The 21,843-nt window shown below is 66.5% G+C and carries 18 protein-coding genes, 1 other RNA gene and 3 pseudogenes; 10 read left to right on the top strand and 12 right to left on the bottom strand.

What is annotated here, in order from left to right:
* Positions 1-2 precede the first annotated feature (2 nt).
* Genes FHT09_RS00760 through FHT09_RS00750 form a run of 3 tightly spaced genes read left to right on the top strand, consistent with a single transcriptional unit; the run spans position 3 to position 3,993 of the window.
* On the top strand, positions 3-2,675 hold the full coding sequence (locus FHT09_RS00760) for a DUF802 domain-containing protein (RefSeq protein WP_104607121.1): 2,673 nt from the start codon (positions 3-5) through the stop codon (positions 2,673-2,675).
* Entirely contained in the window at positions 2,672-3,346 is a 675-nt protein-coding gene (locus tag FHT09_RS00755; protein ID WP_104536429.1) for an OmpA family protein, read from the top strand. Before FHT09_RS00760 ends, FHT09_RS00755 begins: the two co-directional genes overlap by 4 nt.
* Positions 3,343-3,993: a DUF2894 domain-containing protein gene (locus FHT09_RS00750; protein WP_104536430.1), complete on the top strand. Its 651-nt coding sequence runs from the start codon at positions 3,343-3,345 to the stop codon at positions 3,991-3,993. Before FHT09_RS00755 ends, FHT09_RS00750 begins: the two co-directional genes overlap by 4 nt.
* Before the next feature lie 192 nt (positions 3,994-4,185).
* On the opposite strand, the gene FHT09_RS00745 is transcribed toward FHT09_RS00750, so the two are convergent.
* The 4 genes from FHT09_RS00745 to FHT09_RS00730 all read right to left on the bottom strand — a co-directional run bounded on the left by FHT09_RS00745 (position 4,186) and on the right by FHT09_RS00730 (position 9,857).
* Positions 4,186-6,330 (bottom strand): TonB-dependent siderophore receptor, encoded by a 2,145-nt coding sequence (locus FHT09_RS00745; protein ID WP_104607122.1) that lies wholly within the window; start codon positions 6,328-6,330, stop codon positions 4,186-4,188.
* 85 nt (positions 6,331-6,415) lie between these two features.
* On the bottom strand, positions 6,416-7,684 hold the full coding sequence (locus FHT09_RS00740; protein ID WP_104607123.1) for a DUF3526 domain-containing protein: 1,269 nt from the start codon (positions 7,682-7,684) through the stop codon (positions 6,416-6,418).
* On the bottom strand, positions 7,684-9,120 hold the full coding sequence (locus FHT09_RS00735; RefSeq protein WP_104607124.1) for a DUF3526 domain-containing protein: 1,437 nt from the start codon (positions 9,118-9,120) through the stop codon (positions 7,684-7,686). Before FHT09_RS00735 ends, FHT09_RS00740 begins: the two co-directional genes overlap by 1 nt.
* Positions 9,117-9,857, bottom strand: a complete 741-nt coding sequence (locus FHT09_RS00730; protein ID WP_104607125.1) for an ABC transporter ATP-binding protein — start codon at positions 9,855-9,857, stop codon at positions 9,117-9,119. The genes FHT09_RS00735 and FHT09_RS00730 overlap by 4 nt, the downstream gene beginning before the upstream one ends.
* Positions 9,858-10,371: 514 nt before the next feature.
* On the opposite strand from FHT09_RS00730, the gene FHT09_RS00725 reads away from it, so the two are divergent.
* The 6 genes and pseudogenes from FHT09_RS00725 (at position 10,372) to FHT09_RS00700 (ending at position 18,083) form a co-directional block, all read left to right on the top strand.
* The gene (locus tag FHT09_RS00725) at positions 10,372-12,222 is read left to right on the top strand and encodes a M14 family metallopeptidase (RefSeq protein WP_104607126.1); all 1,851 of its coding nucleotides are present in this window, start codon (positions 10,372-10,374) and stop codon (positions 12,220-12,222) included.
* 174 nt (positions 12,223-12,396) lie between these two features.
* A pseudogene (locus FHT09_RS00720) lies at positions 12,397-12,492 on the top strand (RidA family protein); the annotation flags it as partial.
* 531 nt (positions 12,493-13,023) lie between these two features.
* Positions 13,024-14,192, top strand: a pseudogene (locus FHT09_RS20135) (hypothetical protein).
* 10 nt (positions 14,193-14,202) lie between these two features.
* A complete protein-coding gene (locus FHT09_RS00710; protein ID WP_104599916.1) occupies positions 14,203-14,631 on the top strand; it encodes a substrate-binding domain-containing protein in 429 nt (142 codons plus the stop codon).
* Positions 14,628-16,760 carry a methyl-accepting chemotaxis protein gene (locus FHT09_RS00705; RefSeq protein ID WP_104607127.1) on the top strand — a complete coding sequence of 711 codons (2,133 nt, stop codon included), beginning with the start codon at positions 14,628-14,630 and terminating at the stop codon, positions 16,758-16,760. The genes FHT09_RS00710 and FHT09_RS00705 overlap by 4 nt, the downstream gene beginning before the upstream one ends.
* 585 nt (positions 16,761-17,345) lie before the next feature.
* Entirely contained in the window at positions 17,346-18,083 is a 738-nt protein-coding gene (locus FHT09_RS00700) for a DNA/RNA non-specific endonuclease (RefSeq protein WP_104536439.1), read from the top strand.
* A 40-nt stretch (positions 18,084-18,123) separates the two neighbouring features.
* Here FHT09_RS00700 and FHT09_RS00695 read toward each other — a convergent pair.
* The 4 genes from FHT09_RS00695 to FHT09_RS00680 form a co-directional block, all read right to left on the bottom strand.
* Positions 18,124-18,200: non-coding RNA, sX9 sRNA (locus tag FHT09_RS00695), on the bottom strand.
* A gap of 157 nt (positions 18,201-18,357) precedes the next feature.
* On the bottom strand, positions 18,358-18,699 hold the full coding sequence (locus FHT09_RS00690; RefSeq protein ID WP_104607128.1) for a hypothetical protein: 342 nt from the start codon (positions 18,697-18,699) through the stop codon (positions 18,358-18,360).
* A gap of 54 nt (positions 18,700-18,753) precedes the next feature.
* Positions 18,754-18,987 carry a DUF1653 domain-containing protein gene (locus tag FHT09_RS00685; RefSeq protein ID WP_104536440.1) on the bottom strand — a complete coding sequence of 78 codons (234 nt, stop codon included), beginning with the start codon at positions 18,985-18,987 and terminating at the stop codon, positions 18,754-18,756.
* A 124-nt stretch (positions 18,988-19,111) separates the two neighbouring features.
* Complete coding sequence (locus FHT09_RS00680) at positions 19,112-19,315, bottom strand: hypothetical protein (RefSeq protein ID WP_104607129.1); 204 nt, start codon at positions 19,313-19,315, stop codon at positions 19,112-19,114.
* A gap of 176 nt (positions 19,316-19,491) precedes the next feature.
* On the opposite strand from FHT09_RS00680, the gene FHT09_RS20130 reads away from it, so the two are divergent.
* Positions 19,492-19,782 carry a hypothetical protein gene (locus FHT09_RS20130; protein WP_258077270.1) on the top strand — a complete coding sequence of 97 codons (291 nt, stop codon included), beginning with the start codon at positions 19,492-19,494 and terminating at the stop codon, positions 19,780-19,782.
* Here the strand turns inward: FHT09_RS20130 and FHT09_RS20425 are convergent.
* The 4 genes and pseudogenes from FHT09_RS20425 to FHT09_RS00660 form a co-directional block, all read right to left on the bottom strand.
* Positions 19,682-19,936: pseudogene (locus FHT09_RS20425) on the bottom strand (chloride channel protein); the annotation flags it as partial. The gene FHT09_RS20130 and the pseudogene FHT09_RS20425 overlap by 101 nt on opposite strands.
* Positions 19,937-20,023: 87 nt before the next feature.
* The gene (gene map / locus FHT09_RS00670; protein ID WP_104607130.1) at positions 20,024-20,800 is read right to left on the bottom strand and encodes a type I methionyl aminopeptidase; all 777 of its coding nucleotides are present in this window, start codon (positions 20,798-20,800) and stop codon (positions 20,024-20,026) included.
* Positions 20,797-21,009, bottom strand: coding sequence for a ParD-like family protein (locus FHT09_RS00665; protein ID WP_024938505.1), 213 nt, complete (start codon positions 21,007-21,009; stop codon positions 20,797-20,799). Before FHT09_RS00665 ends, map begins: the two co-directional genes overlap by 4 nt.
* Before the next feature lie 232 nt (positions 21,010-21,241).
* On the bottom strand, positions 21,242-21,784 hold the full coding sequence (locus tag FHT09_RS00660; RefSeq protein WP_219842994.1) for a helix-turn-helix domain-containing protein: 543 nt from the start codon (positions 21,782-21,784) through the stop codon (positions 21,242-21,244).
* Positions 21,785-21,843: the final 59 nt, after the last annotated feature.

The following is a 21,843-nucleotide window of genomic DNA, read 5'->3' as shown; positions in this document are numbered from 1 at the left end:
CCATGTTCAGAACTCTCGTCCACCTGTGTGTGTTTGTCGTCGGCCTGTTGGCGGTTTGCTGGGTCGGCATCGGTTATCTGGGCTCCAATCCGCTCGGCGCCTGCGTCGCGGCGGTGATTGGCGCCTGTTATGTGGCCGGCGCGCTGGAGCTGTATCGCTACCGCCAGGCCAGCGCGACGCTGGACGATGCCGTTGCCGCGTTGACCACCGCGCCATCTGCATTGGGCGAATGGCTGGAGCGCCTGCATCCGAGTCTGCGCAATGCGGTGCGCCTGCGCATCAAGGGCGAGCGCGTGGCGTTGCCGGCACCGGTGCTGACGCCGTATCTGGTCGGCCTGCTGGTGCTGCTGGGCATGCTCGGCACCCTGCTCGGCATGATGGCCACGCTCAAGGGCACCGGCTTCGCATTGCAGAGCGCCACCGACCTGCAGGCCATTCGCGGCTCGCTGGCCGCGCCGGTGGAAGGCCTGGCGTTTGCGTTCGGCACCTCGATCGCCGGCGTTGCGACCTCCGCGATGCTGGGACTGTTGTCGGCGCTGTGCCGGCGCGAGCGGCTGCAGGCGGTGCAGCGGCTGGACCTGAAGATCGCCTCCGAGCTGCATCCGCACTCGGACGCGCATCAGCGTGGCGAAGTGTTCAAGTTGCAGCAGCAGCAAAGCGCGCTGATGCCGACGCTGATCGATCGCCTGCAGACGCTGATGCGCAGCATCGAGCAGCAGAGCATCGCCGCCGATGAACGCCTGGCCGCGCAGCAGGCCGAGTTCCACGCCAGAAGCGAAGCGGCCTATGCGCGCCTGGCCACGGCGATGGAGCAATCGCTGCAGAGCGGCGTGGCAGAAAGCGCACGCGCGGTGGGCGCGGCCTTGCAGCCGGCGATGGAAGCGACCATGACCAGCATCGCGCGCGACACCTCCGCCCTGCACGAGCGCCTCACCCACGCCGTCCAGCAGCAATTGGACGGCATCACCAGCGGCTTCCAGCACAGCGCCAGCGCCGCGGCCGCGCACTGGAGCAGCGCGCTCGCCGCGCAGGAACGCGCGCAGCAAGCGCTCGACACACGGCTGCAGACCACGCTGGAGCAGATCGCACAGCAGACCACTGCCGTGCAGGACGGTGTCGGCACCGCCGTGCAGCAGCAGTTGCACGCGCTCAACGACGGCTTCCAGCACAGTGCACAGACGGCCGCCGAGCACTGGCAGGCCGTGCTGGCCGCGCAGGAACGTGCGCAGCACGCGTTGACCGAGCAGTTGCAGGCCACGCTCACGCAGATCGATCAGCGCAGCATCGCGGTGCAGGACGGCGTGACCCACGCGGTGCAGCAGCAGTTGACCGCGCTCAATGACGGGTTCGAGCGCAGCAACGCCGCCACGGGCGAGCACTGGGCGGCAGTGCTCGCCGAGCAGCAGCGCGCAGGCGCGGCGTTGAACGCGCAGTTGCAGGCCACGCTTGCACAGCTCGCCCAGCAGAGCACCGCGCTGCAGGATGGCGTGCACCAGGCCGTGCAGCAGCAACTCGACGGACTGAGCAGCGGCTTCGAAAGCAGCACCGCCGCAGCCGCCGCCACCTGGACCGCGGCGGTGGCCGAACAGCAACGCGCAAACCACGCGCTGACAAAGGAGTGGCAGGGCACGCTGACCCAGTTCGCCAGCACCTTCGACGCACGCTCCAGCGCCCTGGTCGATGCGGTATCCAGGCGCATGGATCAGTCCAGCAGCGAGACCGCCAGCGCCTGGAGCGCCGCGCTGGTGCAGCAACAGGACGCCAGCGCCGCATTGGCCGCCCAGCACCAGAGCGCACTGGCTGCCGCCACCGCCAGCTTCGACGCGCATGCCGCTGCCCTGGTGGGCACCCTGCAGCAATCGCACACCGAGCTGCAGGCCGCACTGGAAGCCCGCGACACCCAGCGCCTGGCGCTGTGGAGCGAGCGCTTCAGCGCGATGAGCGCAGACCTGAGCACGCAGTGGGAACGCACCGGCGAGCGCGTCACCCAGCAGCAGCAGGCGATCTGCGACACCCTGGCCAGCACCGCCAGCGAGCTGTCCACGCAGGCGCAGGCACAGGCCAGTGCCACCATCAGCGAAGTGGCGCGCCTGATGCAGGTCGCCTCCGAAGCGCCCAAGGCGGCCGCCGATGTGGTGGCCGAGCTGCGCCAGAACCTGTCCGAGAGCATGGTGCGCGACACCGCCATGCTGGAAGAACGCAGCAGGCTGCTCGCCACCCTGGACACCTTGCTCAACGCGGTCAACCACGCCTCCACCGAACAACGCGCAGCGGTCGATGCGCTGGTCACCACCTCGGCCGACCTGCTGCAACGCGTGGGCACCCAGCTCACCGAGCAGATCGGCAGCGAGACCGGCAAGCTCGGCGCGGTGGCCGCGCATGTCAGCGGCAGCGCGGTGGAAGTGGCCAGCCTGGGCGAAGCCTTCGGCGTGGCGGTGCAGCTGTTCAGCGGCTCCACCAGCGAGCTCAACGAGCGCCTGCAGCATGTCGCCAGCGCACTGGATGCCTCGCTGGCCCGCAGCGACGACCAACTGGCGTACTACGTGGCGCAGGCGCGCGAGGTGGTCGACCTCAGCATGCTGTCGCAGAAGCAGATCATCGAAGAACTGCGCCAGCTCGATCGCGGCCGCGGCGATGCCGGTGAGGCCGCTGCCGGCGAGGCCAGCGCGGCATGAGCGACGAGATCGACATCGACGGCGAATCGGGCACACCGATCTGGGCCGCCTTCGGCGACCTGATGTCGGTGCTGCTGGGCGCGTTCGTGCTGATTCTGGTCGGTGTGATCGGTGTGCAGCTGCAGCTGTCCAGCCGCCTGGACGAAGAGGTCAAACAGCGTCAGGCCGAAGCGCAGCGCCGCAAGACGCTGGAGCAGGCACTGGCAGCGCCGCTGGCCGCCGGCCGCGTGACCCTGGTCGACGGGCGCATCGGCATCCGCGGCAATGTGTTGTTCGCCTTCAATTCCGACCAGCTGCAGCCGGAAGGCCGCGAGGTGCTGAAGACGCTGGCCGCGCCGCTGACCGAATACCTGGCGGCACGCGAGGAGATCCTGATGGTCAGCGGCTTCACCGACGACCGCCCGGTGCTGGGCGGCAACCGGCGCTACGCCGACAACTGGGAACTGTCGGCCCAACGCGCACTCACGGTGACGCGTGCATTGATCGCCGACGGCGTGCCGGCCGCATTGGTGTTCGCCGCAGCCTTCGGCTCGCAACAGCCGGTGGATTCCAATGCCGATGAAGCACGCCGCGCCAGGAACCGCCGTGTGGAGATCGCACCGATTGCGCGCCCCTCCACCTCGCGTGCCTCTTCTGCCTCCAATCCGACAGCGGCCGCAGGCACGCGATGAGCACACAGGCGCCATCCGCGCACACGCGTCTGCAGCGCTGGCGCAGCCAGGGGGCCGACCAGCTGGACCCGGTGCGTTTCCATCTGATGGAAACCCTGGCCGCGCGTGCAGGTACGCAGGCCGAGCCAGTGCGCGAGGTGCTGGAAGAAAAGCTGGGCAAGCTGGTCGATGCGTATGCGGCAACGGTGAAGCAAGCCGCACGCCGCCGTGTCGCCAGCGCCGCCACACAGCCGTCGCAACGCAGCGCGCTGGGCGCACTGGCCGAGCGGATGGCAGGCCATGCGGCGTTGATGGAAGTGGACAGCAGAAAGACCGCCAGCGCCGATGCCACGCAGTTCCCCGAGCTGCCGGCGCTGGAGGATTTCCGCCGCACCTGGACCACGGTGCGCACCGCCAGCCAGGTGCGGCAGTCGCTGCAGGATGCCCCCAAGGATGCCGGCCCGCTCAATTCCAGCGTGCTGGTGCATCGCTGCATCAGCCTGATGCGCGAGTGCTCACCCGGTTATCTGCAGCACTTCCTGGGCTATGTCGATGCGCTGTCGTGGCTGGAACAGCTGCACAGCGGTGGCGCGTTGGCCAGCGAGGATGCCGCGCCGGTGGCGCCGGGCAAGAAGCGCAGCAAGCGTCCGTCCACACGGCGCAGCTAGCGCGACCAGTCAGTCGCGCTGCACTGCACACACACGGCCGCTGGCTGAAACTGGTTTGACCCACGCGCCCGGCACAACACCGCCAATCAGCTGTCCGGTCGGCGCTCGCATCCGCCGACCAGCGCAGGCGTGGTCCATCAAGCACGCATGGTCGGACATCGCCAGCCGGTATCGATCACATGCGGGCGCTGATCAAAAGCGCAGCCGCACGCCTACCGTCCAGCTGCGCGGCGCGCCCGGATACACCCACTGCTCGCTGTAGGAGAACGCGGCGTAGCGGCGGTCGGTGAAGTTCTCGACCTTGGCATACAGGCGCAGCTGCTCGCTCAGATCGTAATGCCCGACCAGGCGCCACACCGTGTACGCAGGCAGCACGAAGTCGGTATTGCTATCCACCGAGCCCAGCCGCTCGCCGGTATGCGACACGCCCACGCCCACTGCCGCACTGCGCTTGCCGGTCAACGGCTGCGCGTAGTTGACGAAGGCGTTGCCGCTGAAACGCGGCACGTTCGGAAAACGGCGACCCTCGGCCAGGCCGGTACCGGCGGCGGCTTCACTGCTGCGCGTGACCTGCGAGTCGGTATAGGCCAGGCCCACCGAAGCGGCCAGGCGCGGGGTCAGCCGCCCGAGCAGATCCAGCTCCAAACCCTGGCTGCGCATCTGGCCCACCGGCAGCGAAAAGCTGGTGTCGGCCGGATCCAGGCTCAGCACGTTCTTCTTGTCGATGCGGAACGCGGCCAGCGTCGCTTCCAGGCCATCGCCGGGCTGCACGTACTTCAAGCCGGTTTCCAGCGAGCGGCTCTTCTCCGGCGCAAAACTCTGCCCGTCCGCACCCACGCCGCTGTTGGGACGGAAGCCCGCCGCAGCGCTGGCATACAGCGACAGCGCAGCGTCGACATGGAAGATCACGCCCGCACGCGGGCTGACCACGCCATCGGAGGCGCGCTGCGTGGCGCCGCGCAGCCGGTTGTCGAGATCCTGCTGGTAGTGGTCGTAGCGCAGGCCGAGCAAGGCCTTCCAGCGCGCACCAAGATCGAGCTGATCCTGCGCATAGATGCCCCACACCTGCTGGCGTTCTTCGGTATCGGTGATGGTGGCCAGCCGCCCCGGCTGCGCAACGCCGTACTGCGGCGCGAGCACGTCGATGCTGTACGGCGTGGCCGCAGAGCGTGCGCGCTGCTGGAAACGGCTGTCGTCGAAGCGATTGCCATCCACGCCGAACAACACGTTGTGGGTGACGCTGCCGGCCTGCAAGCTGCCGAGCAGTTCCGCACGCGCGGCGATATCGCGGCCCTGGTAATCGCGGTAGCGGCGCTCGCGGCGCAGCGTGCGCGCGTCGGCCTGCAGTGTCCACGGCTCGGTGGAAAAACCGCGCATGCCGCTGTCGCGATAGGTCGCCCCACCCTGCAGCGACCAGGTCTGGTTCACGCCATGCACCACGAATACCTGGTGTCCGGTGGAATGCAGATCGATATCGCCATCGCGCGGCTCGCCCAGAAAACGCCCGGCCGGCAGCCGATTGGCATCGCCATCGATGGCGGTGACGCCGCGATCGAACGGCGCATGGATGCGCACGAATTCCAGCTCGTAGGACACCGTGGTATCGGGCGTGGGCATCCACAGCAGCGAGGGCGCCAGCAGCGTGTTGTCGCTGTCGACGGTGTCGCGGAAGCTGTGCTGATCCTTGTGCATGACATTCAGCCGATAGGCCAGGTTGTCGCCCAGCGGGCCGGTGCTGTCGACCGCAGCGCGATAACTGTCGAAGCGCCCCGCCGACAGATCCACGCTGTGCTGCGGCTGGAACAAGGGCTTCTTGGTGACGATATTGACCGCTCCGCCCGGCTCGCCGCGCCCGTACAACGCCGAGGCCGGGCCCTTGATCACTTCGATGCTCTGCGTATTGGCCGCATCGCGCAGGCCGTTGTAGCCGCGGCTGGCATTGAAGCCGTTGACCATGTAGTCCGAGCTGAAATTCGGGTCGCCGGTGAAGCCGCGCATCGAATAGCTGTCCCACAGCCCACCCAGGTTGTTGGCCTTGGTGATGCCGCTGGCCATCTCCAGCGCGCCGGCCAGATCGTTGACGCCGGCGTCCTCCAGCAGGGTCTGGTCCAGCACGCGCGCACTGATCGGCAGATCGCGCAGCGGCGCATCGGTCTTGGTGGCACCGGTCACGCTCAATGCGCGGTACGGCGTGTACTGGCTGCGCACCTGCACCGCATCCAGATCGCGCGCCTGCGGCTCGGCGGCCTCGGCAAGGGGGCTGACGCCTGCGCAGCTCAGTGCACCGAGCAAAGGCAGCGTGTTGGACAGACGGCGGCGCGGCGTGGACACAGACATCGGGCAGGACTCCTGAAACACCCGGGCGCGCTGGGCCCGGGTCGCAAGTGAGACAACGAAGGTGAGGGGTGACAGGCAGCTGCCGCTATGACGCAGGATCGGCGCTTGCATCGAAACGTGGCGCGCGCCCGAAGTCCGCGCGCGTAAATGGGCGGTCGCGGAACAGATAGCCGTAATAGAACGTCCGCAGCGCCTGGTGATAGGCGCGGATGCGGTCCTGGTACGCCAACTGCGCTTGCAGATCGGTACCCGCCAGGCGCGTCAACGCGGCCTGCAATGCAACCGGCGGCAACACGCCGGCAACACGCTGCGCCAGCGCTTCGCGTCGCTGCAAGCCGTGGCGATAGGCCGCGACCTGCGGGGCCACCTGTTGATCGCCGTTTTCGTGGAAGGCGAAATACCACTTGTAATGGAACGCGCCGGTCAGCGGCGCCGAGTCCGCCCACTGCGGGTTCTGCGCGTAGAAGGCCCGCATGGTGTCCTGGCGCGGAATATCCCAGGCATGGTTGACCGCTTCGCGCTGCAGCCGCGCGATCTCGCTGCCTTGATTGACCGGCACGGCCTGATTGATCGCCACATGCGCCAACGCCGGTGCGACCAGCGCCAGCACCACCCAGCAGCTTGCCAGGGCGGTGGCATGCGCGGCCGGGCGCCACTGGAGGCGCCCGACCAGCACAGACAGCAGCACCCAGAACAGCAGATAGATGCAGGTCAGTGCCAACACCGCGAGTTGTTGCAGCAGCGGCACCGCATTGAGGGTTGCGGCAATGACAAACGGCACCCCCAGGCACACCAGCACGGCAGCTGTACGCACCGCCACGCGCCGCACCAGCAACGCGGTACCCGCGCCCGGCAGCGCGGCCAGCATGCGCGCGCGCCCGGCCTCGCGCTCGCCCGAACGCAGATCGAACAGCAGCGCGATCACGAACAACGGCAACAGGAACACCAGCACGAAGGCGTAGTCGAAGCGCCCGGCCAGTGCAAGCTGCGGGTTGTAGCTGTCGCCATCGTGGATCTGCGCTTCCAGGCCCAGCGCGCGGACACGCAAAATGTACGGCGAGACATCGCGCATGCCCACCGCGGCAAATGCCAGTGGCGTGGGCAGGTCCCAGGTCGGATGGAAGCTGTAGTAGGCCGCGCTGCCGGCATCGTTGGAGCGCGCCACATAGTCTTGCACCGCTGCGATGTCCTCCTGCTGCAGCACTGCAATACGCGCGATGTTGGCGCGTTGCGCAGCGATGACGTGCTGGCCAGAGAGCAGGCTGCACACCGTCAACACCGCCAGCAACAGCAAGCCGGCCAGCGCGGCGCGTGCGCGCAGCAACAGCAGCAGTTCGTATTTCCACAGCAGCATCAGCGCGCCACTCCCACACGCCGGCCGGCCACCACCAGCATGCACAGCGCCGCCAGCAGCCAGGCACCGACCAGGCCGAGCGCCGCGCCTGCGGCGCGCAGCACCTCGGTGGTGGCAGGCGGCTGGAATGCGAACACCGGAATCTCGTGCCAATGCGCGGAAGAGATGCGCTTGCGTTGGTCGGCACCGGCATCCTGCGCGGTGTCGTCGGCCATGCTCACCGCATCGGCCTGCAGCTGGTTGAGCTGCTGCACCAGCGCGTAGCGGTAACGCTCGGCCTGCGCGAGAAACCGCTCGTGCGCACGCAGGTCGGTTTCCGCCAGCGTCATCGACAGCTCGCGCAGCGCAACCGTGGGGCTCACCAGGGCGAACGTGCGCACCAGCAGATTCTGTTGCTGCTGGATGGCCGAATCGCGCGCGGCATAGCGCTCGAACAGGCTTGAGGTGAGCCGCTCGCCTTCCAGCGCCAGCAGGCCCTTGTAGTTCACCGGCAGCTCTTCCACCCGCTGCACGCCATAGCGCGCCAGCGTCTGCTGCTTGAACTGCGCAAAGTGCGGGTCATCCGGGTTGTGGCTGTCGCCGAGCGTGCGCAGGTCGCGCTGGATCGCCACATCGGTTTCCAGCCGCGTCGGCAGGCGATACGCCGCACTGGCCACATCCGGCGCCACGCGCGGCACCAGCAGGGCCAGCCACACCCACACCGCCAGCGACACCAGCAACGCATCGCGGCCGCGCCGGCACAGCATCGACACCGACAGCACCAGCGCGCACCACACCAGCAGATACACCGCATACGCCAGCACCAGCAGCGCGACCCGCAGCGCCTGACCCGGCAACGAGGCGATCGGCAGCAACCCGACCAGGGCCGGCAACAGGCAGGCAGCAGCCACCACCGCGAGCGCGAGATATTTGCCGCCGAACAATTGCCCACGCGTGGCACCCTGCAGCAACAGCGCGCGCAGGGTGCCGGTTTCCTGCTCGCGCGCCACCGCGCCATAGCCGAGAAATACCAGCATCAGCGGCGCCAGCACCTGCAACACGAACGCGGGGGTGAGCTGGCCGAAACGCACCAGCAGCGAGCTCTGACGCACATCGCCGAAGTTGGCGGTGTTCTGGCGATGGCCTTCCAGAAACATGCTGTTGCCGGTGAACGCGTCCACGCCGGCATCGAAGGCGGCCAACGCCGGCAACGGGCGATAGATGAAATGGCCGTAGTGCACCACCCGATGCGGGTGGCGGTCCGGCTGCGCTGCGAAGGCCTGCTGCGCGGCCAGTTGCTGGCGCGCGCGGAACTCGGCCACGTCGCGCTGATGGTGCGCAGCGGTCAATGCCGCCACCAGCGTGAGCAGCATCAGCAGCACCACGCCGATGGCAGCGGAACGGTTGCGCGCCATGAAACGCAGTTCTTCGCGCGCGACCAACAGCACAGGACTCATGCAGCCCGATCCTGCTCACGCGCAAAACGCGCATGCAGGGTGCGTACGTCGAAGCCGCTGTCGCCGGCACCGATGTCTTCGGCAATGCGCCCGTGTTCCAGGAACCCGATCCGGTCGGCGACATCCACTGCACCGAGCAGGTCGTGGGTGACCATCAGCACCGCACCACCGCGCTCGCGCACGCTGCTCACCAGCCGGTTGAAGTCGGCGATGGCGCGCGGGTCCAGGCCGGAGGTGGGCTCGTCCAGCAGCAGCACCGGCACCTGGCGCAGCGTGGCCACCGCAATCGCCACCTTCTGGCGCATGCCCTTGGAAAACCCCGCCAGCCGCTGACGCCAGGCCTCACGCTGCAGACCGGCAGCGGCCAGCGCCTGGCCGATCTCGGCCTGGCCGCGGCGCTGGCCGGCCAGCGCGAGCAGGTAGTCGGCATTTTCCAGCGCGCTCAGGTGCTCGTAGAGCGCGACGTTTTCCGGCAGATAGGCCAGCCGCGCACGCGCGGCGCCAGGGTCGGCGACCGGGTCGATGCCATCGATCCGCAGGCTGCCGGAGGTGGGTTTGACGAAGCCGAGCAAGCTGGAAAGCGTGGAGGACTTGCCGGCGCCATTGCCGCCCAGCAAGGCGTAGACACTGCCGGGGGCGACCTGCAGATCCAGCCCCTGCAGCACGGCACGGCCGCGGTAGGCCACATGCAGGTTGCTGATCGAGATCGCGGGGGTGGCTGTGGGACTGGAAAGCATGACAAGGCGACGGGTCAACGAAATGATACGTTATCACATTTCGATAGGTGCTTGAGTCGGACGGCCTCTCGAGCGCGCCAACCGACTATCAGCGAACGCGCTGCGTCCTGCCTTTGGCGACACCTATATCCGAGATGCCGCGAAAACACGCAGGCTCCGCAGCGCCTGCAATCGGCACGTCCCGCTGGTAATCGCCCGCTTCGTGAAGCCGGAGGTCGCGTGCAGCGGACGTGCGACGGTGGCCGCCGAGGTCCCGGCCTTCTTCAGGTGGCCCGACTCAAATGTTACTGTATTACGCAAATGCCCTGCTGTTAGCTGTAGCGCCGGAGGCAGCGAACTCCCCGCACCGCGCAACCTGCGCGTAGGGAATGACCAGATCCCGACGCATGCAACCTGCTGCAATGCGTCGATGCGGCGTGGCACCTTTCAAAGGCCGCCGCCGCTGCCGATGCGGCCATCCGGGATCAGCAGCCCTGCCACGTCCTCCCCTCAATCGAGCTCCCGTACCTCCCCCATGACTTTCGATACGCGCCCCTCCGCCCCGCACGCTTCGCACCTGCCCGAACGCGCTGCCGATAACGCCATAGCCGAGATCACGGCACGCAACACCGCGCGCGCAGCCGCCGGCCTGCTCGCCGCAACCCTGTTCAGCGCCGCACAGGTCAGTGCGCAATCCATCGATACCAGCGCGCCGCTGCCGCCGGTACGCGCCTGGCATGGGGCCAGCGAGGCGTTGATCGTCAGACCGGACGATCCGTGGAGTACGCCGGTGGAGCGCGGCGATTTCGCCAGCACGCCCAGCTATGACGAGACGCGCGCGTGGCTGGAACGCCTGGTCGCCGCCTCGCCGCTGCTGTCGCTGGACGTGTTCGGCAAGAGCAGCGAGGGCCGCGACCTGCTGCTGGTCCGCGCGCACAAGGGCGCGCCCGGCAAGCCGGTGGTGCTGGTGCAGGCCGGCATCCACGCCGGCGAGATCGATGGCAAGGATGCCGGCCTGATGCTGCTGCGCGATATCGCGCAACGCGGCAAGGACCACCTGCTCGACCAGGTGGATCTGGTGTTCGTGCCGATCTTCAATGCCGACGGTCACGAGCAACGCGGCCCGCTGATCGGCGCCGCATTGCGCGGCCCGCAGCAGATGGGCTGGAATACCACCACGCGCGGCATCAATCTCAACCGCGACTACCTCATCCTGGAAGCGCCGGAAACGCGCGCGATGGTCGCGTTGCTGCATCGCCTGGATCCGGCGCTGTATATCGACCTGCATGTCAGCGGTGGGCTGGATCACCAGTACGACATCACCTTTACCTTCGCCGGTTGGGGCACCTATGCGCGCTCGCGCGCCACTGCCGACTGGCTCCAGCAACGCTTTACGCCGGCGGTGAACACCGCATTGCGCAAACAGGGCCACGAACCGGCCATCTACCCGAGCCTGATCGACGAGGACGAGCCGCGCTCGGGCCTGCGTCACGCCCCGGAAGGCCCGCGCTATTCCACCGGGTATGGCGACTTCGCCGGCATCCCTACCGTGCTGGTGGAGAACCATCGCTTGAAGTCCTACCGGCAGCGCGTGCTGGGCGACTATGTCCTGCTGGAAGCAGCACTGCGCGTGGTTGCCCGCGATGCAAAAAACATCGATGCGGCCAAGCGCGCCGATCGCGCCGCACGCCCGCAGGAACTGATGGTGGCCTGGGAACGCCTGCAACAGCCGATTGCCCAGGTACCGTTCAAGGGCGTGAGCTACACCCGCGCCTTTTCGCCGGTGTCCGGGCGGCAGGAACTGCGCTGGGAAGGCCGCGACGAAACCTGGACCATGCCGGTGATCGGCTATCGCCAGACCCAGGCGGTACGCTATCCGCTGGCCTGGTGGATCCCGCCCGGCAACGACGATGTGGTGGAACTGCTCAAGGCGCACGGCATCCGCTACGAACGCCTGCAGCAGCCGCGCCAGATCAGGGTGCAGCAGATCCGCGTGGTGAAACAGGCCGGCGCCCAGACAGCGCAGGCCGACGAAGCGGACGAAGCCTTCGCCGCCGGCAGCGTCCGCGTGCCTGCCGATCAACCGATGCGCATGCTGGCGGCCGCGTTGCTGGAGCCGCAGAGCAGCGACTCGTTGCTGGCCAGCGGACATTTCCGCAATGCCGGCAGCCCCGACAGCGGCTTGTACGGCGCCGAACTGGTGGACTTCAGCGAGCGCGTGCTGCGCAGCGACGCCGCCCTGCGCGCCGCCTTCGAACGCAAGCTCGCAGACGATGCCGCATTCCGCGCCGATGGCGATGCGCGGCTGCAATGGATCTATGCGCGCTCGCCGTATGCGGCGATCAACGGCTGGCGTTATCCGGTGCGGCGTCAGCTGGCGGACTGACCCGCACAGTGCCGATTCCACGCTATGGGATCGGCACTGCAGCTCGGAGGTCTGTCGCATCGCACAGCGCATAAGACAAGCCGCATCGGCACGCACGTTTGTGTGACTGTTGGCAGGCAGGGCGCCAGCTTCATCGCCGCAGTGAGCGATCCATCACCTGTGCGGGCCTTGAACCCTGCGCCCTAACCCGCCGTCACCGCAGTGGGCGTGACCTGGCTGGCCGGCTTCCGGTTCGGGATCAAGGTGGTGGTCGAAACTGCCGGCGCGGCAGCAGTAACCGTTTCCAGTACCTGCCGGTCGTGTATCTCCTCGCGTGTGCATGCACCCGGACCAAATCTCCGATGGCCGCATCGCACTGGCGATAAGCAACTAGTACGCCCGCTCGAAGTAACAAAAAAAAACGCCACGCCTGGCTCGCCAGTGCGTGGCGTTTTTTTGCGTGCGCACTCAGAGCAGAGGCAGTGATATCCACTTTGACCTAGAAAATGGGGCTTTTTCCCTTCCGTCCTCCCTCACCTGTCGCGCTGGTAATCGGCAGGCCACCGATGCGGACGCTTATGTCCGCAGATACTCATGCCAGCTGTTTCAAACACGTAGAACGCGCGTCTCGATAGGGCAAAACTATCGTCAATCTTTCTTTAGCGCTTCGGCTTCTTAACTTAATTCCAGATTGTAAAAATCCCGCTAAAGCAACGATGCAGACGGCCGCTACCGCAATCCAGGGCGTTGCGACGCTCACTCACGTTCTGCCCGCGCGCCACTCATGGCGCAGCGTCCATCACCCATTCCGCAGAGATTTCAATGAAACTGACCGTCAAGCTTCTCAGTGGCGCCATCGCCCTGGCGTCGTCGACCTGCGCCTACGCGCAGCAGGACTCGATGTTCTCCTTCAGCGGCTTCGGCACGCTGGGCGTGGTGCATTCGACCGAGGATCAGGCCGACTTCACGCCCGACATCCAGACCGTGGAAGGTGCCGGTGCCAGCCACTCCACCTCGGCACGTCCGGACTCGCGTATCGCCGGCCAGGTCAATGCCAACTTCACCGACAAGTTCACCGGCGTGTTGCAGGTGACCAGTGAGTACGCCGAACGCGGCGATTACGATCCCAAGGCACACTGGCGCATGTGAAGTATCAGTTCGGCCCGCAGTTCGCTGCGCGCCTGGGCCGCATCACTGCGCCGCTGTACATGCTGTCCGAGTACCAGCGCGTCGGTTACGCCACCCCGTGGGTGCGTCCGCCGTACGAGGTCTACAACTACCTGCTGCCGATGGACGGCGTCGAAGGCGTGTACACCATCAATGCCGGCGAGAGTGTGGTCAGCGTGCAGGGTTTCTACGGCCGCATCAATTCGAAGAAGGCCGATGTGTACGCCATGCGCGGCCTGGCGCTGGGCTTGGAATCGGGTGCGTCCACGTTCCGCGCCGCCTACATCGTGGGCACCACCGATTTCGATACACCGGCGCTGGATCGCCTGTTCTCCGTCTATCAGCGCATCAATCCCGCACTGGCCGATCGCCTGACCACCTATGGCGTGGACGGCAGCTTTGCCAGCCTGGGTTACGCCTATGATCCGGGCAGCTGGTTCCTGCGCAGCGAAGTGATCCGCGCCGATTACTCGCCCTCGCTCAACGGCAAGACCACCTCCGGTTATCTCAGTGTCGGCGGTCGCTTCGGCACGCTGACGCCGTCGATCACCTATGCCAACGTCGATCGCAAGGGCCCGACCATCGCGGCCGGCCAGGATCCGGTCGGCGTGATGACGCGCGCACTGGCGCAGGCCGAGAGCGGCCGTCACAGCTTTACCGCATCGCTGCGTTGGGACGCGCGTGAAAGCGTCGCGTTCAAGCTGCAGGCCAGCCACATCAACAACAACGCGGGATCGTTCGGATCGTTGAACAACATCCAGCCGGGCTTCCGTCCGGGCGGCAGCTACAACCTGCTGTCGGCCTCCGTCGACTTCGTGTTCTAAGAGAGCCCCCATGACCATTTCCAAGTGTTTTGCAGTCTCTCTGCTTGCTGCGTTGTCGCTGACCGCGTTCTGCGCCAATGCCGATGTCGTGGTGGTGATGTCGGCCAAGGGCGGCCCGGACAGCCTCAGCGCCGCGCAGGTGTCGCAGATCTTCCTGGCCAAATCCAACAGCCTGCCCGGTGGCGGCGCGGCGGTGCCGATCGATCAGGAAGAAGGCGTCGCCACCCGCGATGAGTTCTACAAGAAGGTCGCCGCGCGCGACGCGGCACAGCTGAAGTCGTACTGGTCGCAGCTGATGTTCACCGGCAAGGCGCAGCGTCCCAAGCGTGTCAGCGGCGACGATGCGGTCAAGAAGGCCGTTGCCGCCACGCCGGGCGCCATCGGTTACATCAGCGCCAGCGCAGTCGACGCCAGCGTCAAGGTCGTCCTGAAGCCGTGACCCGCCACCTGCTCGAGACTCAAGTCATGAGACGCATCCTGTCGCTACCGTTGTTCTGGAAAATCCTGATGCCGGCCGCGGTGGCGATCCTTTGCCTCTCGAGCTATGTGGCCTTCAGTACGCTGGTCTTTCACCGCAACAACGACCGCCTGGAAGCGGTACGCGACGTGCACTTTCCGATGCTCGACGCCATGACGCGCAACGTGGCTGCGCTAGACAAGCTCATCAACGGGCTCAACGGCGCCGCTGCCGCCGGCGATGCCGACATGCTGGCGGCCACCAAGCCGGTGGCCGACGAGATCCACGCCTCCTACGTGAAACTGCAGACATCCGATCCCGCCAATGCGACAGAGCTGGCACGCCTGGGCAAGCAGTTCGATCAGTACTACAGCCTGGCGCACGGCGTGGCCGCCGCATTCGTGGAGCAGCGCGAACCCGATGCGGCGCAGATGAGTGCCATGGCACCGGCACTGGAAACCTATCGCACCACCCTGACCGCCATGCAGAAGCGCGCCGATGCACGCTTCCGCGGCACCGTGCAGGAAGCGGTGGACAGTTCGGTGGCGGCAAGCATCGGCGGGCTGGTGCTGGGCCTGGTCGGTGCGGTGCTGTGCATCGCCTTCGGCTGGATCGTGGCACGCGCCATCACCCAGCCGCTGCACCGTGCGGTGGGCATTGCCCATGCGGTGTCGTCGGGCAAGCTGGACAACCGCATTTCGATCGACCGCAACGACGAGGTCGGCCAACTGCTGCAGGCAATGGACAGCATGCAGCGTCAGCTGCGTCGCGTGATCCAGGCGCAGACCGACATGGGCGACAAGCACGAAGCCGGCATGGTCAGTCACCGTATCGCCGAGCAGGACTTCCCCGGCGAATTCGGCAGCATGGTGCGTGCCAGCAACGCGCTGGTGTCCAGCCATATCGCGGTGACGATGCAGATCGTCGCATTGACCGAACGCTATGCCGCCGGCGACCTGTCGCAGCAGCTGGAGCCGTTGCCGGGCGAGAAGGCGGTGATCAGCCAATCGATCAACGATGTGCGGGCCAGCCTGCTGTCGATCAATGGCGAGATCAAGCGGCTGGCATCGGCCGCAGCGGCGGGCGACTTCGGCGCACGTGGCGACGAGACCGCGTTCGAGCATGATTTCCGCCAGATCGTGGTGGACCTCAATCATCTGATGAGCAGCTCGGACAAGAGCCTGGGCGCGGTGTCGCAGGTATTGCAGGCGATTGCCTGCGGCGACCTGACCACGCGCATGCACGGCGACTTTGCCGGCGTGTTTGCGCGCATGCGCGACGATGCCAACACCACGGTGGACCGCCTGACCGACATCGTCGGGCGCATCCAGCATTCCTCGTCGGAGATCGATACCGCGGCCGGCGAAATTGCCGCCGGCAATCAGGACCTGTCGCGGCGTACCGAACAGCAGGCGGCCAGCCTGGAAGAAACCGCCGCCTCGATGGAAGAACTCACCTCCACCGTCAAGCAGAACGCCGAACACGCGCTGCAGGCCAACGAACTGGCGCGCACTGCGGCCAGTGTGGCCTCCAAGGGTGGCGAGGTGGTCAGCCAGGTCGTCGGCACCATGTCGGGCATCGAAACCTCCTCCAAGAAGATCGCCGAGATCATCAGCGTCATTGATGGCATCGCGTTCCAGACCAATATCCTGGCCTTGAACGCGGCGGTGGAAGCCGCACGTGCCGGCGAACAGGGCCGCGGCTTTGCGGTGGTGGCCTCGGAGGTGCGCACGCTCGCGCAGCGTTCGTCCGCTGCGGCCAGGGAGATCAAGGAGCTGATCGACGCCTCGGTGGGCAAGGTGGCCGAAGGCTCGGTGCTGGTGCACAAGGCCGGCACCACCATGGCCGAGATCGTCGCCAGCGTGAATCGGGTCACCGACATCATGGGCCAGATCACCGCCGCATCCAGCGAGCAATCGGCCGGCATCGAACAGGTCAACCAGACGGTGATCCAGATGGACGAAACCACCCAGCAGAATGCAGCGCTGGTGGAAGAGGCCATGGCCGCGGCACGGGCAATGGAGAAGCAGTCCAGCACCCTGACCCAGCTGGTCTCGCAGTTCCAGCTGGAGCCTGCCGGCGTAACGCAGCGGGAAACAGAGCTCGCATAGTCGATCGAGCGGATCGTCTCGCGACGTATCCGGCGCCCTCTTCTGCACGGAGTGCAGGAGAGGGTTTTTTGTATCCGTTGGCCGCGCAGACAGCGGTGATCCGGGATCGTTGCGGGCGAGCCATGTGCGCGTCGCGGCGCTGACCATCGCTGCGGTGCTCCCGCCTCTGTCGCCGGCGTCGGCTGCTGCCCGCTGGTGCTGGGGGGCAACTCCGAGCTCCAGGTGTGCGCTTGCACGCCATCAGCCACCGGGCTTTGCCGATGGCGCAGCTGCGCGCCACCGCACAGCGCATGCGTCAGCGGCACGTTCGCGCGCTCCAGGCATAACCGCACACTTATCGCTTGCCGGTGGCATGCCAACGAATGCGCCGAATGCATCACATTCCTGTGGAAAAAAACGGTGCGACCGCACATTCCTCACGCATACGTCACCACCAAGCAACATTTGCGTGCGATAGCTGTCGCGCTCGTTAGATAGCGAGCCAACCGTCCCCCTACAGCGCGCGTTCCGCTGAGCGTCGATCTGCCCATCAGCAGCCGGCGGTGGCGTCGTGCGTCCGATCGATTTCCAGGAGATTCACTGCCCATGCGCTTCCGGACTTTCTTTGCCGTTCTGCTGTTCACCGCTGCCAGTGCCAGCGCAAACGCCCAGGTCGTCACCCTCAACAAGGGCGGCTACAGCTTGCGCTACGACTGCACCAACCACACCGCGTTGCGCTACGAGTACGTCCTGCAGGCCGATACCGGCTCGGCCGCGCGCCCGTCCAGTTTCAATCTGGACACCGAACTGCCCAGCGGCTGCGCCGGCCAGACCTCCACCGCCTCCTACGCCAGCGTGCGCACCGGCTACGATCGCGGGCACCTGGTGACGTCCAACCATATGGACTACAACGCGACCTACATCCGTCGCGCCAATCTGATGTCCAACATCGTGCCGCAGGTGGCCAGCTTCAATCAGGGCATCTGGGTGCGCGCCGAGAACGTGGCCGAGTGTTACCGCGACATCGCCAGCGTGCAGGTCTACGGCGGGGTGATCTACAGCGACACAACCAACGACTACTTCCTGAGCAGCCACGGCATCCGCACCCCGGACTTCTTCTGGAAGACGATCATCACCGCCAACCCCGGCGGCGGCACCCGCGCGATCAGCTGGCTGATTCCCAACAGCGCCACCCTCGGCTCGCTGGACAGTTACATCGTCAGCATCGACGAACTGGAAGACCTCTACGGCGCCAGCACCATCGGCATCACTGCACCGGCCGCGGTCAAGGCCATGCTGCCTGCCACCACCTGGCCGCAGCCGAGCAATTGCGACCTGGGCTGAGGGCGGCTTCTCTCTTTTTCTAGCCACGTCGATCAAGCGCGGCTGACACCCTGTAGCGAGTAGGCGTCAGGTGGGTGCGGACGGCACGCCCGGAACCGGAGTATCCGAGTGGCCCATGCCGATTCCGGGTACCGGCTGCGCCCACCTGGCGGTGAGCGCAACAGCCTGGTCAGCCGCTCTACATCGCCGGGCGTTTGATCCAGCGAACAAGGCCCGGGATGTCCGGGCCTTGTCTGTGCAGGCGGCGGCACGCCTGGCCCGCTGCAACGCGCACTCAGGCATCGGGCGCGGCAAGCGCCGCAAACCAGTCCGCGTACGGGGTGTTTTTGACCAGATGCCGATTGAGGTCTTGTGCGCCATCGCTCCACCACACCGGGCCGCGCTCTCCCAGCGCCGTCTTGGCACGGTCGACCGCCGTACGCGCCGCAGCCAGCCGCCCGGCATCGCCGTCGCGCTTGGCCGCCTTGACCGCGCGTCGCGCGTCCATCAACGCGCTGACCAGCCCGGCACGCACGTCTTCGCGCAGATGCGGGTTGGCGGTGCGCCAGAGCCGGCCTCGCACGATCAGATACCGGCCATCGGGCGTGGTGACGGGCGCGCCAGCGGCGGCCGTCATTAGCGTCGCACCGGCTGCAGGCAAGCACGTAGCATCGGACAGACCAGGCCGTGCCTACTCGACCCGCGCGAAGCGGGGACGCGCCACGCCCTCCACCTCGACCTGCGCGACGAACATCGCATACGGCCGCACCCATAGACCGACATCGCTGTCCAACGGGCGATAGAGCACCAGCGGGGCCAGCGTCTCGCTGCACCGCACGACGCCGAGCACTTCATAACGGCCGCCCTTGAAGTGGCGGTACTGGCCCAACGCGATGCTGGGCAATGGCGACAGAGAGGTGTCCATGGATGTCACAGGATGGGCGATCCGCAAGTCTAGGCAGCATGGCCAACCGCAGCCAGCACATGCCGCGCAACCGGCGGCATGCCGGGTTCAGCGCTGCACGCCCGCGTACAACGCTGCGCCGTGCCTACTGGTCGTCGTCTTCGTCGTCGTCTTCCTCGCCCAGGTCGTCATCGTCCTTCACCGGGTCTTCGATGCCGTCGTCGTCATCGATCTCGCTGTCCTGCGCGGGCCCTTCCTGGATCGGCGCAGTGTCCCGGCCCGGCGCCTTGACGCCATTGGGCGGGGTCGGATCGTCTACGCCGCGGTTGCCGTTTTGGTCATTGCTCATGGTCAGCTCCAGCGGTAAAGGACCGCTCAGCCACCCTCCTCCCGCCGATGTGATGCGCGCGTGTGTCCGGCCCGGCCGCAGCGCCACCCGTGCAGGGTGGCGCGGGCGAGCGGGCGCCACTGCATCCGGCCAGCGCCTTCGGTCGTACTGAAGATATCGCCAATGGAGCAACCAGCATGCCGAGCCTGATCTGCGACCTGGAAGACCTGCTCGCCGCCTGGAAGGCCGAGGCCAGAACCTTCGATGCCTGCGACATGCCGGCCTCTGCGCTGGCCTTTCGCGACTGCCATCGTCGTCTGTCCGCGTTGCTGGACGCACATGCAGGCCACACGGCGGCGCCAACGGCCGACCTGGCTGCGCACGGGCGGCTTCCGAAGAATCCACCAGCGCTCGCTTGCGCCGCCGCGCCGGCAATGCCACCAGACCCACCAACAGACCGCCCGACGGCAATTCCGATAGCTGGGTGATGGTGACCGGTTCGGCGGTACTGCGCCGCTGTTCCGGCGCAGGCATCGACAGCCGGGCCTGCAGAGCGGGCGCAGTGCCCTCCTGCACCGCCATCGGTGCCGCGGCAACCGGACCGACCGCCGCTTTTACGGCAGAGCACAAACCCGACCCCACTCAGTGTGCGGCAGCGCACCCGGCACAGCTGAGGCCTCTTGCGTGCAGCACAGATTCGCCTGCGGCCTGCCGTCGTCTGGCGATACATCAATCGACCAGACACAACGGCTTTTCTCCGGGGCGCAACGTCAGCACACGCACACCGGTACGCGTCACCGCCACGGTGTGCTCGAACTGCGCCGACAACTTGCCGTCGCGCGTATGCACCGGCCATTGATCCGGCTCGGCGCGGATCGCCGCCCTGCCCTGATTGATCATCGGCTCGATGGTGAACACCATGCCTTCCTGCAGCTGCATCCCGCTGCCGGCATGCCCGTAGTGCAGGATCTGCGGCTCTTCATGCATCTGCCGGCCGATGCCGTGCCCGCAGTACTCCTTCACCACGCTATAGCCCTGCTCGCGCGCATGCCGCGCGATCGCATGACCGATGTCGCCCAGCCGCGCGCCAGGACGCACCGCGGCAATCCCCTTCCACATCGCCTGATAGCTGGCCTGCACCAATCGCCGCGCCGGATAGGCCACGTCTCCGACCAGATACGTCGTGCTGGAGTCGGCGATATAGCCGTCTTTTTCCAGCGTGATATCCAGATTGACGATCTGCCCGTTGCGCAGCACGTCCCCGGCCGATGGCACGCCATGGCACACCACATCATCGATCGAGGCATTGAGCACGAAGGGGAAGTCGTACTGCCCCTTGCTGGCCGGCCGCGCGTCCAGCTCATCGACAATCATCCGCTCGACGAAGTCGTTGAGTTCCAGCGTGCTGCGGCCTGCCAGCGGCAGTTGATCTAGCGCATGGAACACCTGCGCCAGCAACGCACCGGCGTTGGCCATCAACGCAATTTCCGCCGGCCGCTTGATCATGTCCGCGCCGGTTTCAACGATTGCGGACGCACGCCTGCCGCGCGCAGTTCCTGCGCCACGATGTCCTGGAACGAGGATTCCGGATGCATCTCGCACAGCATGCCGACCTTGATCCAGAAGGTGGCCTGCGCGTTGATCGACCGGCTGGTCACCGTGCACGCGCGACGCAGCTGATCGTGCAGTTCGTCATCGATATTGACGATGCCCATGCAAACTCCAATGCCGTGAATATACGTATCGTATATGAAACGTATATTCACGCACAATGCCGGCAGTTGCCGTGGACTGCACCGATGGGTGCCGGGCGAACGCAGCCGGGAAGCTGCAGAGCCGGCACGCGACCAAGCTCAAGTTGAAAAAAATTCAGCCGGTGCCAAGCGCGACAGCGAAAAAAATTCAGCCCGAGTTGTGATCAAGTTCATCGATCACGCAAGCCGATTCTCACTTGCGGGCCTTGGCCTCCCGCGTACCGCGCCGCTTTGGCTGCGCCTTGGTCGGCGCGAGGGCGAACGCAAGGCTCGTGAGTCGATTGCGGCCTTCGGCTCTGGGCTGGCTAGTGAGCTCGCTGAGTCGCTCCAGCAGTACGTTGACCTCCTGGAGGTCCCGGTCACTGAGCCAGCCCTTGTTGCGCGAGACCCACAGTTCGCGCTTCTTCCCTTCGGTGATCACCCCCTCAACCTCAAGAGCGGCCTCGAAGTCCTGCTGCGCCACTTGCAACAGGGAACGGGCGAAACGTGCCAACTCGTCTGCATTGCCGCGGGGAGCTAGGTCGTAGACCAAACGGACGGGGCCGGCGCCTTCTCCCGCCAGGCGGAAAACACGCTCGCCCCCAGCCTCCATTACTTCCGTGAGCAAGTCGCCGGCGACCAGCTCACGCAGGTGGTAGTACAAGCCGTCCGCAGGCCGGCCCAACTGCTCGGCGAGTTCGGCCGTGCTTGCCGCTCCTCCAAGAGAGGCGAGCGTGTCGACGATCTCTTGCCGCACTGGCGAGCTCAGTAGCCTCACTTGCTCGGGCCGGGAAACGAGATGCCGCGGTGATGTCC

Source organism: Xanthomonas sp. CFBP 8152, assembly GCF_014199025.1.
GTDB classification, from domain to species: domain Bacteria; phylum Pseudomonadota; class Gammaproteobacteria; order Xanthomonadales; family Xanthomonadaceae; genus Xanthomonas; species Xanthomonas arboricola_B.
The sequence above is the reverse complement of the archived record's forward strand: the minus strand, read 5'-3'. Positions and strand labels throughout refer to the sequence as shown.

Bases quoted from the DNA above. Each gene is read 5' to 3' on its own strand.
- FHT09_RS00740 (WP_104607123.1), bottom strand. From the start codon at position 7,684: ATGCTGCTGTGGAAATACGAACTGCTGCTGTTGCTGCGCGCACGCGCC.
- FHT09_RS00750 (WP_104536430.1), top strand. From the start codon at position 3,343: ATGAGCACACAGGCGCCATCCGCGCACACGCGTCTGCAGCGCTGGCGC.
- FHT09_RS00730 (WP_104607125.1), bottom strand. From the start codon at position 9,857: ATGCTTTCCAGTCCCACAGCCACCCCCGCGATCTCGATCAGCAACCTG.
- FHT09_RS00725 (WP_104607126.1), top strand. From the start codon at position 10,372: ATGACTTTCGATACGCGCCCCTCCGCCCCGCACGCTTCGCACCTGCCC.
- FHT09_RS00755 (WP_104536429.1), top strand. From the start codon at position 2,672: ATGAGCGACGAGATCGACATCGACGGCGAATCGGGCACACCGATCTGG.
- FHT09_RS00745 (WP_104607122.1), bottom strand. From the start codon at position 6,330: ATGTCTGTGTCCACGCCGCGCCGCCGTCTGTCCAACACGCTGCCTTTG.
- FHT09_RS00685 (WP_104536440.1), bottom strand. From the start codon at position 18,987: ATGGACACCTCTCTGTCGCCATTGCCCAGCATCGCGTTGGGCCAGTAC.
- FHT09_RS00700 (WP_104536439.1), top strand. From the start codon at position 17,346: ATGCGCTTCCGGACTTTCTTTGCCGTTCTGCTGTTCACCGCTGCCAGT.
- FHT09_RS00735 (WP_104607124.1), bottom strand. From the start codon at position 9,120: ATGAGTCCTGTGCTGTTGGTCGCGCGCGAAGAACTGCGTTTCATGGCG.
- FHT09_RS00710 (WP_104599916.1), top strand. From the start codon at position 14,203: ATGACCATTTCCAAGTGTTTTGCAGTCTCTCTGCTTGCTGCGTTGTCG.
- FHT09_RS20130 (WP_258077270.1), top strand. From the start codon at position 19,492: ATGCCGAGCCTGATCTGCGACCTGGAAGACCTGCTCGCCGCCTGGAAG.
- FHT09_RS00665 (WP_024938505.1), bottom strand. From the start codon at position 21,009: ATGGGCATCGTCAATATCGATGACGAACTGCACGATCAGCTGCGTCGC.
- map (WP_104607130.1), bottom strand. From the start codon at position 20,800: ATGATCAAGCGGCCGGCGGAAATTGCGTTGATGGCCAACGCCGGTGCG.
- FHT09_RS00760 (WP_104607121.1), top strand. From the start codon at position 3: ATGTTCAGAACTCTCGTCCACCTGTGTGTGTTTGTCGTCGGCCTGTTG.
- FHT09_RS00680 (WP_104607129.1), bottom strand. From the start codon at position 19,315: ATGAGCAATGACCAAAACGGCAACCGCGGCGTAGACGATCCGACCCCG.
- FHT09_RS00690 (WP_104607128.1), bottom strand. From the start codon at position 18,699: ATGACGGCCGCCGCTGGCGCGCCCGTCACCACGCCCGATGGCCGGTAT.